The following is a 14,484-nucleotide window of genomic DNA, read 5'->3' on the forward strand; positions in this document are numbered from 1 at the left end:
TACCTAGCATCTTCATAGAATCTACGTAGGTTATTGGCACACCCTTTTGATTACAGAGAGCTACCAGCTTTATCGTCAATCGCGGATCTGCATCTTTAGAAACAAAAACTTCAACAGCCCTGTCTTGCTCGACCGTTTTAGTGACTTTCTTCGTCCCTACACTTATATTCTTCGCCTGTTTGACTTTATCATAAGACATAAGGCACCCCCTCCAGAGAAAGGAAAGAATATCAACTTAGGCACACTACGATATATTAGCATTTTGATGTTCAGGTGTCAAGGAAGAACTTTATATCTTTTGCATAATCATAGATTCGTAAAAAACCAAGAGGGACAGCACTATGGCCATCCCTCTTAGATAAATAGTCGTTATTCAACGGCTACTGTTTCTTTTTCGAGATCCTCATCTTGCACGAGCACTTCGTTAGGGTCCGTAATACGGATGTTCCGGTAACGAGGCATACCCGTTCCTGCAGGAATGAGTTTACCGATAATAACGTTCTCTTTCAGACCAAGCAATTGGTCGACCTTACCTTTGATTGCTGCATCCGTCAAGACACGCGTTGTTTCTTGGAATGATGCTGCAGACAAGAAGGAATCAGTCTCTAGAGACGCTTTGGTGATACCGAGCAAGATAGGTCTTGCAACGGCTGGCTCATTACCGGCGAACAATGCTACTTTGTTAGCTGCTTCATATTCATGAATGTCTACGAAGGAACCTGGAAGAAGCGTTGTATCTCCAGCATCGACGATACGGATTTTCCGTAACATTTGACGAACCATAACTTCAATATGCTTATCGTTAATTTCTACCCCTTGGTTACGGTAAACACGTTGAACCTCTTGCAGAATGTAGTTCTGCACGCCGCGGATACCTTTGATGCGCAGCATTTCTTTCGGATCGATAGATCCGTCTGTCAGCTCATCTCCAGCTTCAACTTGTTGGTTCAGGGATACACGCACACGGGATCCGTAAGGAACTGCATATACTTTGGATTCCGCTTCACCTTGGACTTCAATTTCACGACGATCTTTGGCTTCACGGATTTCTTTGACCACACCATCGATCTCAGAAATAATCGCTTGACCTTTCGGATTCCGAGCTTCGAAAAGCTCTTGAATACGCGGCAAACCTTGCGTAATATCGTCTCCGGCAACACCACCGGTATGGAACGTACGCATTGTCAACTGTGTTCCTGGCTCTCCGATGGATTGAGCGGCAATAATACCTACTGCCTCACCAATCTCAACAAATTGACCAGTTGCCAAGTTGCGACCATAACATTTCTTACAAACGCCATGATCTGTGCGGCAGCTTAGTACGGAACGAATTTGCAGTTTTTCGATACCTGCTTCAATAATCGTGTCTGCAATTCCGGATTCGATGAGTTCATTGCGTTGAACAATGACTTCACCTGTTTTTGGATGACGAAGCGTTTCATAAGCATAGCGTCCTTCAATACGGTCATAGAGATCTTCAATTACCTCTTTACCATCTTGAATTTTGCTTACCATGAACCCTTTATCTGTTCCGCAATCGTCCTCACGAACGATAACATCTTGTGCAACGTCTACGAGACGACGAGTCAAGTATCCTGAATCCGCTGTACGAAGTGCTGTATCGGCAAGACCTTTACGCGCTCCGTGCGTGGAAATAAAGTACTCCAAGATTGTCAGACCTTCACGGAAGTTCGATTTAATTGGCAACTCCATAATCTTACCGGATGGATTCGCCATCAAACCACGCATACCGCCAAGCTGTGTAATCTGTGATTTGTTACCCCGTGCTTTGGATTCAACCATCATGCTAATGGAGTTGTATTTATCAAGGGATTTCATCAGAATATCTGTGATTTCGTCCTTCGCTTTACTCCAGATCGCAATAACGCGGTCATAACGCTCTTCATCCGTAATCAAACCACGGCGGTATTGGTTCGTAACTACGCGTACTTTCTCTTCACACTCTTTAAGAATGGCTACTTTTTCAGTAGGAACGACAACGTCAGAAACGGCTACAGTAATACCTGCTTTAGTGGAATACGTAAATCCAAGCTCTTTAATTTTATCAAGAATCATGGACGTTTGCGTTGTGTGATATTTACGGAAACACTCAGCAATAATCGATCCAAGATACTCTTTACCTACCGCTTTGTTCTCATCACGTTCCAACATGATAGCTTTTAGATCTGCACCTTTTTCAAATACAAAATGCGAATCTGGAATGCCGTTCAGGAGGTTCGTTTTGGTCGGCTCATTAATGAAAGGGAAATCAGCTGGATAAATTTCATTCATAATGATTTTACCAATTGTTGTGATCAACATTGCGTTTTGTTGTTTTTCTGTGAAACTTGTTTTATTCAAAGCTCTAGCTGGGATAGCAACACGAGCGTGAAGTGCCATTTTGCCCGATTGGTAGGAAGAAACTGCTTCATGGACAGTTCTAATAATAGAACCTGCGCCTTTAGCAAATTTATTATCCGTCGTTAAATAGAAACTTCCCAGAACCATATCCTGTGAAGGCGTAACAACCGGCTTACCGTCTTTCGGATTCAAAATGTTACCAGATGCCAGCATCAATAACCGAGCTTCAGCTTGCGCTTCTGAGGACAATGGTACGTGAACGGCCATTTGGTCACCGTCGAAGTCAGCGTTGTAAGCTGTACATACGAGCGGATGAAGTTTAATAGCGCGACCTTCAACCAGAATCGGTTCAAAAGCTTGAATACCTAATCTATGCAACGTAGGGGCACGGTTCAGCAGAACCGGGTGCTCCTTGATAACTTCTTCTAGCACATCCCACACATCAGGGCTTACACGCTCAACCTTACGTTTTGCGCTCTTAATGTTATGGGCCAAACCTTTATTCACAAGCTCTTTCATAACGAAAGGCTTGAACAATTCAAGCGCCATTTCCTTCGGAAGACCACATTGGTACATCTTCAGGTTAGGTCCTACTACGATAACGGAACGACCAGAGTAGTCAACACGTTTACCGAGCAAGTTTTGACGGAAACGCCCTTGTTTACCTTTCAGCATATGGCTGAGGGATTTCAATGGACGGTTACCAGGACCTGTGACAGGACGGCCGCGGCGACCATTGTCGATAAGAGCATCTACTGCTTCTTGCAGCATACGCTTCTCATTCTGAACGATGATGTCCGGTGCCCCTAGGTCAAGCAATCTTTTGAGACGGTTGTTACGGTTGATAACTCGGCGATACAGATCATTCAAGTCGGAAGTCGCGAAGCGTCCACCGTCAAGCTGTACCATCGGACGAAGCTCCGGCGGGATGACAGGAAGTACATCTAGAATCATCCAACCTGGAAGGTTCTTCGAGTTACGGAAAGCTTCCATAACTTCCAAACGCTTGATCGCACGATTACGACGTTGACCTTGCGCTGTTTTCAATTCTTCTTTGAGTGTATCAACTTCACGTTCGATATCGATATCGATCAGAAGCTTTTTAACAGCTTCAGCACCCATACCGGCTTGGAACGCATAGCCATATTTCTCACGGTAGCTGCGGTATTCTTTTTCGGAAAGCAGCTGTTTTTTCTCCAAAGGTGTGTCCCCTGGATCAGTTACCACGTAGGAAGCGAAATAGATGATTTCCTCCAAAGATCTTGGAGACATATCTAACGCAAGGCCCATGCGGCTTGGGATGCCTTTAAAGTACCAGATATGGGATACAGGAGCAGCAAGCTCAATGTGACCCATACGCTCACGACGTACTTTTTGGCGAGTTACTTCAACACCACAGCGGTCACAAACTACGCCCTTATAACGGACGCGTTTGTATTTACCGCAATGACATTCCCAATCTTTAGTTGGCCCGAAGATCTTTTCACAGAAAAGACCTTCTTTCTCAGGCTTTAAGGTTCTGTAGTTAATGGTTTCCGGCTTCTTTACTTCCCCACGGGACCAAGAGCGAATTTTATCGGGTGATGCCAAACCGATTTTCATAAACTCGAAGTTGTTAACGTCCATCAAGGAGCAACCCTCCTTTAAGAATTTAAACCCACTATGCAGTGAATCGATCTCGATCTATTGTGGCGTTCTTTATTCGTTGACTCCTAATTCAGAGCCCTCTAAATTTAGGTTTAATTTATCGCTAGTGACTTCGTCGTCATCATCAGCTTCTCGCATTTCGATCTCTTCTTCGTCGCCGGAAAGGATTTTGACATCCATACCTAAGCTTTGAAGCTCTTTGATCAAAACTTTGAATGATTCCGGAACACCCGGTTCTGGAACATTCTCGCCTTTAACGATGGACTCGTACGTTTTCACACGACCTACGACGTCATCAGACTTAACAGTAAGAATCTCTTGCAGTGTATAGGCAGCACCGTAAGCCTCAAGCGCCCATACCTCCATCTCCCCGAAACGTTGTCCACCAAACTGCGCTTTACCACCCAGTGGTTGCTGAGTAACAAGTGAGTAAGGTCCTGTGGAACGGGCATGGATTTTGTCATCAACCATGTGTGCCAATTTGATCATGTACATGACGCCAACTGTAACTTCGCGTTCAAACGATTCCCCTGTACGACCATCGTACAGAATCGTCTTGCCGCTACGCTGCATGCCGGCTTCTTCCATAGCATCAAATACGTCATACTCACGCGCTCCATCGAATACAGGCGTTGCTGCGTGGATACCAAGGTACTTGGAAGCCATACCTAAGTGAACTTCAAGTACTTGACCGATGTTCATCCGAGAAGGAACCCCTAGTGGATTCAGTACAACCTCAACTGGCGTACCATCTGGTAGGAAAGGCATATCTTCTTCAGGGAGAATACGTGCTACTACCCCTTTGTTACCATGACGTCCCGCCATTTTGTCGCCTTCGGAAATTTTCCGTTTTTGCGCAATATAGACACGTACGAGTTGGTTAACGCCTGGAGGCAGCTCATCGCCGTTCTCACGAGTAAATACTTTAACATCAACAACAATACCATCTGTACCATGCGGTACTCGAAGGGATGTATCACGAACTTCACGAGCTTTCTCTCCGAAGATTGCATGCAGCAATCTTTCTTCCGCAGTAAGTTCAGTCACACCTTTCGGTGTTACTTTACCGACGAGGATATCGCCAGCGCCGATCTCAGCACCCACACGGATGATTCCGCGCTCGTCAAGATTTTTCAGTGCGTCTTCCCCAACGTTCGGGATGTCACGCGTAATTTCTTCAGGTCCAAGCTTCGTATCACGTGCTTCTGACTCGTATTCCTCGATGTGAATGGATGTGTAGACATCTTCTTTCACAAGCTTTTGACTTAACAAGATCGCATCCTCATAGTTGTACCCTTCCCAAGTCATGAAGGCTACGACAACGTTACGACCCAAAGCCAATTCGCCTTGTTCTGTCGATGGTCCATCAGCAAGAATATCTCCTGCTTTAATCAGTTGACCCTTTTTCACAATCGGGCGTTGATTGATGCACGTACCTTGGTTGGAACGCATAAATTTGTGAAGCTTATATTTGACGATATTACCGCTGACTAATTTGCCGTCTACCATTTCTTGGCGGCGCAGCCAAATTTCGTTCGCAGCAGCTTTCTCAATAATTCCATCAAATTTGGAGACAATACATACTCCCGAGTCCTTAGCGACTTTGTGCTCCATACCAGTACCTACTAGAGGTGCTTTTGGAATCAAAAGAGGCACCGCTTGACGCTGCATGTTGGAACCCATCAACGCACGGTTGGAGTCATCGTTTTCAAGGAACGGAATTAAAGCTGTCGCTACGGAAACAACTTGCTTCGGAGAAACGTCCATGTAGTCGACACGTTCAACCGGCAGCGTTAAGTTATCATCTTTGTAACGAACGATAATTGCTGAATCAACAAATTTGTTGTCTTCTGTCAATTCGGCGTTTGCTTGCGCGATAACATAATTATCTTCTTCATCCGCAGTCAGGTAAGCGATTTGGTCAGTAATCGTTCCGGTCTTCGGATCTACCCAACGGTAAGGAGCTTCAATGAAGCCATACTCATTAATACGGGCAAAAGTAGACAGCGAGTTGATCAAACCAATGTTCGGTCCCTCTGGAGTCTCAATTGGACACATACGGCCATAGTGAGAGTGATGCACGTCACGAACTTCCATCCCTGCGCGCTCTCTCGTCAAACCGCCGGGTCCGAGTGCAGATAGACGTCTTTTGTGCGTCAACTCAGCAAGCGGGTTCGTTTGGTCCATAAACTGAGATAGCTGGGAACTACCGAAGAACTCTTTGATCGACGCGATAACTGGTCGAATGTTGATCAAAGCTTGTGGCGTGATGACATTCGCATCTTGAATAGACATACGTTCACGAACAACACGTTCCATACGGGATAAACCGATACGGAATTGGTTTTGCAGCAATTCACCAACAGAACGAAGTCTACGGTTACCTAAGTGGTCAATATCATCCGTATTCCCGATGCCATGCAGCAAGTTGATGAAATAGTTAATGGATGAAATGATATCGGCAGGCGTGATGTTTTTAACTTGTTTGTCGATAACCCCATTAGAGATTACTTTAACAACCTTGCCTTCTTCTGTCGGTGAGTACACATTAATGCACTGAACAGGGATTGTATCCGCGCCAGTTACACCTTTTGGAATCGTAAACTCTTTGTAGCCTGCTCCTTTTTCGATAAAAGGAAGGATTTCGTCTAACACACGACGATCCAGCAATTGTCCTGCTTCCGCGATGATTTCTCCCGTTTCGGAATCTACCAAAGTTTCAGCCAGACGTTGATTGAACAATCTATTTTTAATGTGTAATTTCTTGTTGATTTTGTAACGACCTACGTTAGCCAAATCATAACGCTTCGGATCAAAGAAACGAGCAACGATCAAGCTTCTTGCATTATCAAGCGTAGGTGGCTCACCCGGACGAAGACGCTCATAGATTTCAATTAACGCTTTTTCCGTAGAATCCGTGTTATCTTTATCGAGCGTATTACGGATATATTCATTATCACCGAGCAAATCCAAAATCTCTGCATCCGTGCCGAATCCTAATGAACGAAGCAATACCGTAACTGGAATTTTGCGCGTGCGATCGATACGAACATAGATAATATCCTTCGCATCTGTCTCAAGCTCCAACCAAGCCCCACGGTTCGGAATGACCGTCGCCGTGTAAGTTTTTTTGCCGTTTTTATCCACTTTCGTGCTATAATAAACACTGGGGGAACGAACGAGCTGGGAGACGATTACACGCTCCGCACCGTTAATAATGAACGTTCCCGTATCGGTCATAATAGGGAAATCCCCCATGAACACTTCTTGTTCCTTGACCTCTCCGGTTTCCTTATTAATCAAACGGACTTTGACTCTTAACGGCGCCGCATAGGTTACGTCGCGTTCTTTGGATTCATCAACAGAATACTTAGGATCTCCTAAGCTATAGTCAATAAACTCCAGTACTAGGTTACCTGTGAAATCTTGAATCGGAGAGATATCCTGAAACATCTCACGTAATCCTTCTTCCAAAAACCACTCATACGATTTTTGCTGGATTTCAATCAGGTTTGGAATGCCCAGCACCTCATTAATTCGTGCATAAGTCCTGCGTTTACGTCGTCCAAATTGAACAAGATGTCCCGCCAACTTTCATTCACCCCTCAACTCTACTCAATAAATAAAAAGAAGAAGAAAAACTTCGACCGACGTACACTCAGGACGCCTCCGTTATTGGAGCCCGTCCGAATTAAGCGACTGTATGGATGAAGATTTTTCCCTGTAATCAATAAGACTTTCCAAATATTTCTTCCCATCCTGTTAGAGTATCCTAAAATTCAAACATTATACGTTATAAGTTCAAATTTTATTCATCCTGGAGGAAAAAAAGTACTTGACATTTTTGTTAACTAAAGACATGTGTCCCATCTTAATACTGACATTTTTTAATAATACCACATATGAAAAGTCAAGTCAAACTAATTTCCTCGGTTGTGAGAAAACCTCTATCGAGGTCATTCCAGGATAATTGACCGTACTCAACAGCTCATTCAAACTCATTTTGTTGCCTTGAGTATTTTGTAGCCTTTATCCTTGGATACTTCAACAACTTCACTATATAGAGACTCAAGTTTTTTCATCGCTGAAGGCGCACCTTGTTTTTTCTGAATGACAACCCAAATCGAACCGCCATCAACCAAACAATCATAGGCATCTGTAAAAATGCGATGCACAACTTCTTTACCGGCACGAATCGGAGGATTAGTGAGCACAACGTCAAAACGTTGCTCTTTCACTTGCTCCAAAAGATCGCTCTGTAGAATCGACACATTGGCAATCCCATTGCGCCGCGCATTTTCTGCGCTTAATTCAATGGCCCGTTCATTAATGTCGACCATTGTCACATGCCCCTTCGGACACATGACAGCTGCTGATAAGCCAATCGGACCATAACCACAGCCGACATCAAGTACCTTCGCATCCTCTTTCAACTGCATCGTTTCAATCAAGTGCTTGCTTCCATAATCCACACCTTTTTTCGAAAAGACGCCAGCATCCGTCAAGAATGTGTACTTTTTGCCACGCAGTTCCTCTTGCGCTACATTGACATCATGTTTAACCGTAGGGCGCTGCGTATAATAATGCTCTGACACGTTAAGATTCCCTCCTCATTTTTACCAATAGGAAAATCAAATAACTGCGAGCGTTCCTAAGGCTTTCCTAAGGGTAAAAGCTTAGGTAAAAAAACCTCTTGAAGGCAAGCTTCAAGAGGTTTCCTGAAATGAAATTACTTAACTTCTACAGATGCGCCAGCTTCAGTAAGCTTAGCTTTAACAGCTTCTGCTTCTTCTGCGCTAACTTTTTCTTTAACTGCTTTTGGAGCTCCGTCAACTAGGTCTTTCGCTTCTTTCAGGCCAAGACCTGTGATTTCGCGAACTACTTTAATTACGTTGATTTTGGAAGCACCAGCGCTAGTCAAGATAACATCAAACTCAGTTTGAGCTTCTTCAACTGCTACTGCTGCGCCACCGCCAGCTGCTACTGGAGCTGCTGCTGTTACGCCAAACTCTTCTTCAATTGCTTTAACCAGGTCGTTCAATTCCAAGATTGTCATGCCTTTGATTGCTTCTAGGATCGTTGCATTTGTGCTCATGGTTAAACCTCCATTATCATTAATAAATTAGTTTGTTGTTGTAAATCGATTCGTACACTGAAATTAAGCTTGACCTTCAGCTTCTTGTTTCTCAGCAACTGCTTTAACAGCAAGTGCAAAGTTACGAACTGGAGCTTGAAGAACGCTAAGCAACATGGAGAGCAAACCATCTCTGGATGGAAGTTCAGCAAGTGCTTTGATTTGATCGTATCCAACTACGCGGCCTTCGACCACGCCACCTTTTACGCTCAATTGATCATTCTTTTTCGCAAATTCAGTCAAGATTTTCGCCGGAGCAACTAGATCGTCTTTGCTGAAAGCAATAGCGGTTGGACCTGTTAGGTACTCATCCAATCCTAATTCAGCATTTGCCGATGCGCGTCTAGCCAACGAGTTCTTGAGAACTACGAATTCAATACCAGCTTCGCGCAAAGTTTTACGTAGTTGTGTTACTTGAGCTACGTTCAAACCGCGGTAGTCAGCGATGATTGTAGAAGCACTAGCTTTGAACTTTTCAGTTACTTCAGCTACTGCCTGTTCTTTTGCTGCAAGAATTTTCGCGTTTGCCATAGTACACCTCACTTCTTATGCATTTATGTTTCAATATTACAAACAGTAGGAGCATCAGCATTCCTTATAACAATAAGAAATGCCTTCGTAGACGCTACGAAGGCATGATGTGTTCACTTTTTCCCTGATCTACAAAGAAATCGCTATATATATCATAACACCTCGGTAGGAAATTAAGCACGCGGCACCTACTGTCTACGGTTTGCATATTCATTTTTATGACCTTTGATAGAGTATCACGCCCAGCAACCGAAGTCAACTGGAAGCTATTACTTATCTGAAGGAGCTTACGTTAACTCGAACACTTGGTCCCATTGTGGAGGATACAGCAATGTTTTTCAGGTAAACACCTTTAGCAGCTGCTGGTTTCGCTCTTACAAGCGCATCAACCAATGCTTTGAAGTTTTCGTTCAACTTGTCTGCATCGAAAGATACTTTACCAAGTGGAGCATGAATTTGTCCCGCTTTATCAAGACGGTACTCGATTTTACCTGCTTTGATCTCCTGAACAGCTTTCGTCACGTCGAAAGTAACTGTTCCTGCTTTAGGGTTTGGCATTAAACCTTTACCCCCGAGGATACGACCCAGTTTACCAACTTCGCTCATCATGTCTGGAGTAGCTACGCAAACGTCGAACTCGAACCAACCTTGTTGGATTTTGTTGATCATGTCAGCATCACCAACAAAATCTGCACCAGCTGCTTCAGCTTCTTTCGCTTTCTCGCCTTTAGCAAATACAAGTACACGTTTTGTTTTACCAGTACCGTGTGGAAGTACTACTACACCACGAACAGCCTGATCTTGTTTTCTTGGGTCTACACCCAGACGAACTGCAACATCTACAGTTTCATCAAATTTAGCAGGAGCTGTTTTCTTAACAAGCTCGATTGCTTCTGACGGATCGTACAAAGTTTCAGCATTAACAAGCTGAGATACTTCGCGGTATTTCTTACCGTGTTTAGGCATAATTTAAATCCTCCTTAGTGGTATTAGCGGATAATCCTCCCACCGAGCGACCTCAAAGTTTTCCGAGAAAACTTCTACATAAACCATGGTTTATACAGCCGCATTCCTTGCGGAATTAATCTTCGATGACGATTCCCATGCTGCGAGCTGTACCTTCAACCATACGCATTGCAGCCTCAACGGATGCAGCATTCAGGTCAGGCATTTTTTGTTCTGCGATTTCGCGAACTTTTGCACGTTTCACAGTTGCAACTTTCTTTTTGTTTGGTTCACCGGATCCTTTTTCGATACCAGCAACGACGCGAAGAAGAACTGCAGCCGGAGGCGTTTTAGTGATGAATGTAAAGGAACGATCCTCGAATACTGTGATTTCAACTGGAATAATTAGGCCAACTTGATCAGCAGTACGAGCGTTAAACTCTTTACAGAAAGCCATGATGTTCACACCTGCTTGACCCAATGCTGGACCGATCGGTGGTGCTGGATTTGCTTTCGCAGCTTGAACTTGAAGCTTCACGATTTTAATAACCTTTTTTGCCATGATAGACACCTCCTGTTTATAATATAGATCCCACTAACGAAGGTCTATCCCGAGGAATAGACCTGGTAGAAACCCTTGGTTGTCTTGTGTTATAGCTTTTCCACTTGGTCGAAATCGAGCTCAAGCGGGGTCTCTCTACCAAACATGTTGACATGCACCTTAAGTTTACCCTTGTCAGCCACAATTTCCTCAACAGATCCGACAAAGTTTGCGAAAGGTCCCACCTTGACGCGTACGGTCTCTTTGAGTTCGAAGTCGATTTTCTCCTTCGGCTCTTCCATTCCCATATGCTTCAAAATAGATTCAACTTCCTCAGGTAATAATGCAGTCGGTTTAGAGCCGGATCCCGTAGAACCTACGAATCCAGTAACTCCTGGCGTATTACGTACTACGTACCAAGAGTCATCCGTTTGAATCATTTCTACGAGGACATACCCTGGATAAACTTTACGCATGACGACTTTCTTCTTGCCGTCTTTGTTCACCAGTTCCTCTTCCATAGGCACAAGCACACGGAAGATCTTGTCCGTCATTTCCATGGATTCAACACGTTTCTCCAGGTTGGCTTTCACTTTGTTCTCATACCCTGAATAGGTATGTACGACGTACCATCTTTTTTCCATGAATAAATTCACCTATAGTCCTGTTTATTTAAAAACAAGGCGCAGCAACTCAGAAATTCCAAGATCCAGCACAAAAAAATAAATAGCAACAAAAGCTACAGTACCCAACACAACAAGCGTATAGGTAGTCATCTCTTTGCGACTTGGCCACTTGACCTTTTTGAGTTCTGTCCAACTGTCGGTGAAGAAGGAAAAAGTGGATCCGAAGCTTTGTCTCATTCTAGCCAAGAGCCCCACAAACTACACCTCCAAAGAACTACCTAGTCTCGCGATGAGCAGTATGTTCATTGCAAAATTTGCAATATTTCTTCAACTCAATACGGTCGGGATTGTTGCGCTTATTTTTAGTGGATGCATAGTTTCTTTGTTTGCAATTTGTGCACGCTAATGTGATGATGACCCGCATGATGTACACCTCCTACAGACACGTTCTAATTAAAGCCCTTCGAAGCGCGTCAAAAAGAAAGCGACTTTTAGGGCTACCTGAAATACTTTATCACAACCCGTTACAGAGTGTCAAGGCAGAAGTCTCACATTTGCAAGAGTAATATCAGTATAGACGCTCCGGCCATATAATAAACCTCATACAAAGAAAAGGCCCGCACGGCCAAGACCAAGCAAGGCAGCACGGGCATATTCTACAAATCTCTGACTTCTAAATAGCGTTCAAGCTTACGTTTCACACGTTGAAGAGCATTATCAATAGACTTAACATGACGATCAAGATCCACTGCTATCTCTTGGTAGGATCTACCATCGAGATAGAGCATAAGGACCCTACGCTCCAAGTCGCTCAATATCTCTCCCATTTTATCTTCAAGTCCCGTAAATTCTTCTTGATTAATCACAAGCTCCTCAGGATCTGTGACCCTGGAACCGCTGATGACGTCAAGCAGCGTACGATCAGAATCTTCATCATAGATAGGCTTGTCCAGTGACACGTAGGAATTAAGAGGAATGTGTTTCTGACGTGTTGCTGTCTTAATCGCCGTGATGATCTGTCGGGTAATGCACAGTTCAGCAAAGGCTTTGAAAGAAGCAAGCTTGTCTCCTCGGAAGTCGCGGATAGATTTATATAAACCTATCATTCCTTCCTGCACAATATCTTCTCGGTCTGCACCTATCAAAAAATAAGAACGTGCTTTGGCACGCACAAAATTCTTATATTTGTTGATAAGATATTCCAACGCTTCACTACTGCCTTCACGGACTGCCTCGACAATGTCTTCATCTGGCTTGAGGTCATAATCATACATTCTCAGTTCTTTGAGGTCGACACTCACCAACAATCCCTCCGGCCTGCAGGACTACCCAGATTCACATTAAAAGTTTAGGTTAAGTATACATGATGAAATCTCACACCGTCAACGGGGAAGCCCTCCATTTCTAGCATTTGGAGGATTACTCCCCTCTTCGCCATCGTTCGAACTGCGCCTTCAACTCATTGCTCAGTTTACCTTCAAACGGATTGCGCTTCGCTGTCGTTTCTGGTTCAATGCGTTCTCGAACTTCTTTGCGATTCTGTTTGATTTTGATGAGAAGTTCACCAGCCGGCAACCGAAGAGCTCCTTTACCGAAAATAACGTGCTGCTCAATCATATCGGAGGTGGCCACGTAGATTTGTTTACGTCTTCCCATCAGATTCGTAACCAATCGTTCGATCCTTTCATCTGCGGTTTCCTTCTCTTTGGTGTAGAGGACGTTCAACTTGCTCTGTACATACTTCTTCCCAAGTCCAGGTACCATGTAAGCATCAAAAACCAGATATACCTTCATGCCAGAATAAGACTGGTACTCAGCCAGCATGTGAATTAACTTATCGCGAGCACCTTCCAAATCGGTATCCTTGAGCTTACTCAGTTCAGGCCATGCCCCTATGATATTGTAGCCGTCTACGATTAGAAACTCTTCCATCTGCTTTAGCTCTTATTTCGTTGGCGAACCACTTCGTACATCAAGACTCCCGCGGCAACTGAGGCATTCAGAGAGTTCACATTTCCGGCCATTGGCAGTTTAACTAAGAAGTCACATCTCTCTTTAATTAACCTGCCGACACCTTTGCCCTCATTGCCAATGACAAGAGCTATCGGCATACTGAAATTCGCTTTATATACATCTTGTGCTGCAGTTACATCCGTCCCCGCGACCCAGACTCCTTGCTCTTTGAGCTGTTCAATCGTCTGCGAGATATTCGTTACTCGAGCAACAGGGACATACTCAACCGCTCCTGCAGATGTCTTGGAAACTGTTGCCGTTAGCCCTACAGAGCGTCTTTTGGGGATAATGACACCGTGAACGCCCGTGCAATCCGCTGTTCGCAGGATGGAGCCCAAGTTGTGAGGATCTTCAATTTCGTCAAGAATAAGGATAAAAGGATCCTGTCCAAGCGCCTTAGCTTTAGCAAGAATATCTTCCACCTCTACATACTCATAGGCTGCTACTTGCGCTATAACCCCTTGGTGCTGAAGTCCTTCCACCATTTGATCAAGCTTACGCTTGTCCGTAAATTGTACAAGAATCCCTAGATTTTTGGCCTCCGCTACAATCGGACCTGCGAATTGCTTTTGCGCATTCTCTGCTATCCAAATTTTATTGATTGTTCGACCGGCACGAATTGCCTCCATAACGGAGTGTTTCCCGCCAATATATTCCTCATCCATCTCTTGCTTCCTCCTAAAAAT

General features: G+C 44.2%; 14 protein-coding genes and 1 other annotated feature. All 14 genes read right to left on the minus strand.

The window, feature by feature from the left end; all coding sequences use genetic code 11:
• Window positions 1-199: ribosomal L7Ae/L30e/S12e/Gadd45 family protein (locus tag GQF01_RS14855; protein WP_161407587.1), on the minus strand; the 199-nt coding region annotated here is incomplete at its 3' end.
• A gap of 170 nt (window positions 200-369) precedes the next feature.
• A complete protein-coding gene (rpoC, locus tag GQF01_RS14860; protein WP_161407568.1) occupies window positions 370-3,990 on the minus strand; it encodes a DNA-directed RNA polymerase subunit beta' in 3,621 nt (1,206 codons plus the stop codon).
• A gap of 69 nt (window positions 3,991-4,059) precedes the next feature.
• Complete coding sequence (rpoB, locus tag GQF01_RS14865; RefSeq protein ID WP_161407569.1) at window positions 4,060-7,599, minus strand: DNA-directed RNA polymerase subunit beta; 3,540 nt, start codon at window positions 7,597-7,599, stop codon at window positions 4,060-4,062.
• Between the two features lie 407 nt (window positions 7,600-8,006).
• Entirely contained in the window at window positions 8,007-8,603 is a 597-nt protein-coding gene (locus tag GQF01_RS14870) for a class I SAM-dependent methyltransferase (RefSeq protein ID WP_161407570.1), read from the minus strand.
• A gap of 134 nt (window positions 8,604-8,737) precedes the next feature.
• Window positions 8,738-9,103, minus strand: coding sequence for a 50S ribosomal protein L7/L12 (rplL, locus tag GQF01_RS14875; RefSeq protein ID WP_161407571.1), 366 nt, complete (start codon window positions 9,101-9,103; stop codon window positions 8,738-8,740).
• Between the two features lie 63 nt (window positions 9,104-9,166).
• The gene (rplJ, locus tag GQF01_RS14880) at window positions 9,167-9,673 is read right to left on the minus strand and encodes a 50S ribosomal protein L10 (RefSeq protein WP_161407572.1); all 507 of its coding nucleotides are present in this window, start codon (window positions 9,671-9,673) and stop codon (window positions 9,167-9,169) included.
• Window positions 9,674-9,738: 65 nt separating this feature from the next.
• Window positions 9,739-9,892 (minus strand) — a sequence feature (ribosomal protein L10 leader region).
• A gap of 54 nt (window positions 9,893-9,946) precedes the next feature.
• On the minus strand, window positions 9,947-10,639 hold the full coding sequence (gene rplA, locus GQF01_RS14885; protein WP_127457551.1) for a 50S ribosomal protein L1: 693 nt from the start codon (window positions 10,637-10,639) through the stop codon (window positions 9,947-9,949).
• A gap of 115 nt (window positions 10,640-10,754) precedes the next feature.
• Entirely contained in the window at window positions 10,755-11,180 is a 426-nt protein-coding gene (gene rplK / locus GQF01_RS14890) for a 50S ribosomal protein L11 (protein WP_028557508.1), read from the minus strand.
• Between the two features lie 89 nt (window positions 11,181-11,269).
• Window positions 11,270-11,803: a transcription termination/antitermination protein NusG gene (gene nusG / locus GQF01_RS14895; protein WP_029196473.1), complete on the minus strand. Its 534-nt coding sequence runs from the start codon at window positions 11,801-11,803 to the stop codon at window positions 11,270-11,272.
• 24 nt (window positions 11,804-11,827) lie between these two features.
• Window positions 11,828-12,040 (minus strand): preprotein translocase subunit SecE, encoded by a 213-nt coding sequence (secE, locus tag GQF01_RS14900; RefSeq protein ID WP_145669469.1) that lies wholly within the window; start codon window positions 12,038-12,040, stop codon window positions 11,828-11,830.
• Between the two features lie 19 nt (window positions 12,041-12,059).
• Window positions 12,060-12,209 (minus strand): 50S ribosomal protein L33, encoded by a 150-nt coding sequence (gene rpmG, locus GQF01_RS14905; protein ID WP_079418041.1) that lies wholly within the window; start codon window positions 12,207-12,209, stop codon window positions 12,060-12,062.
• A 232-nt stretch (window positions 12,210-12,441) separates the two neighbouring features.
• A complete protein-coding gene (sigH, locus tag GQF01_RS14910) occupies window positions 12,442-13,086 on the minus strand; it encodes an RNA polymerase sporulation sigma factor SigH (protein WP_028557511.1) in 645 nt (214 codons plus the stop codon).
• Window positions 13,087-13,204: 118 nt separating this feature from the next.
• The gene (locus tag GQF01_RS14915) at window positions 13,205-13,717 is read right to left on the minus strand and encodes an NYN domain-containing protein (protein ID WP_145669466.1); all 513 of its coding nucleotides are present in this window, start codon (window positions 13,715-13,717) and stop codon (window positions 13,205-13,207) included.
• Window positions 13,718-13,722: 5 nt separating this feature from the next.
• Window positions 13,723-14,463: a 23S rRNA (guanosine(2251)-2'-O)-methyltransferase RlmB gene (gene rlmB, locus GQF01_RS14920; RefSeq protein ID WP_161407573.1), complete on the minus strand. Its 741-nt coding sequence runs from the start codon at window positions 14,461-14,463 to the stop codon at window positions 13,723-13,725.
• Window positions 14,464-14,484 lie beyond the last annotated feature (21 nt).

Origin of the sequence: Paenibacillus silvestris, from assembly GCF_009882985.1 — a bacterium.
Taxonomy (GTDB): domain Bacteria; phylum Bacillota; class Bacilli; order Paenibacillales; family NBRC-103111; genus Paenibacillus_E; species Paenibacillus_E silvestris.

Excerpts from the sequence above, each read along its gene's own strand:
- rplL (WP_161407571.1), bottom strand. The coding sequence starts at position 9,103 with ATGAGCACAAATGCAACGATCCTAGAAGCAATCAAAGGCATGACAATC.
- rplJ (WP_161407572.1), bottom strand. The coding sequence starts at position 9,673 with ATGGCAAACGCGAAAATTCTTGCAGCAAAAGAACAGGCAGTAGCTGAA.
- rplA (WP_127457551.1), bottom strand. The coding sequence starts at position 10,639 with ATGCCTAAACACGGTAAGAAATACCGCGAAGTATCTCAGCTTGTTAAT.
- rplK (WP_028557508.1), bottom strand. The coding sequence starts at position 11,180 with ATGGCAAAAAAGGTTATTAAAATCGTGAAGCTTCAAGTTCAAGCTGCG.
- nusG (WP_029196473.1), bottom strand. The coding sequence starts at position 11,803 with ATGGAAAAAAGATGGTACGTCGTACATACCTATTCAGGGTATGAGAAC.
- rpmG (WP_079418041.1), bottom strand. The coding sequence starts at position 12,209 with ATGCGGGTCATCATCACATTAGCGTGCACAAATTGCAAACAAAGAAAC.
- GQF01_RS14915 (WP_145669466.1), bottom strand. The coding sequence starts at position 13,717 with ATGGAAGAGTTTCTAATCGTAGACGGCTACAATATCATAGGGGCATGG.
- rlmB (WP_161407573.1), bottom strand. The coding sequence starts at position 14,463 with ATGGATGAGGAATATATTGGCGGGAAACACTCCGTTATGGAGGCAATT.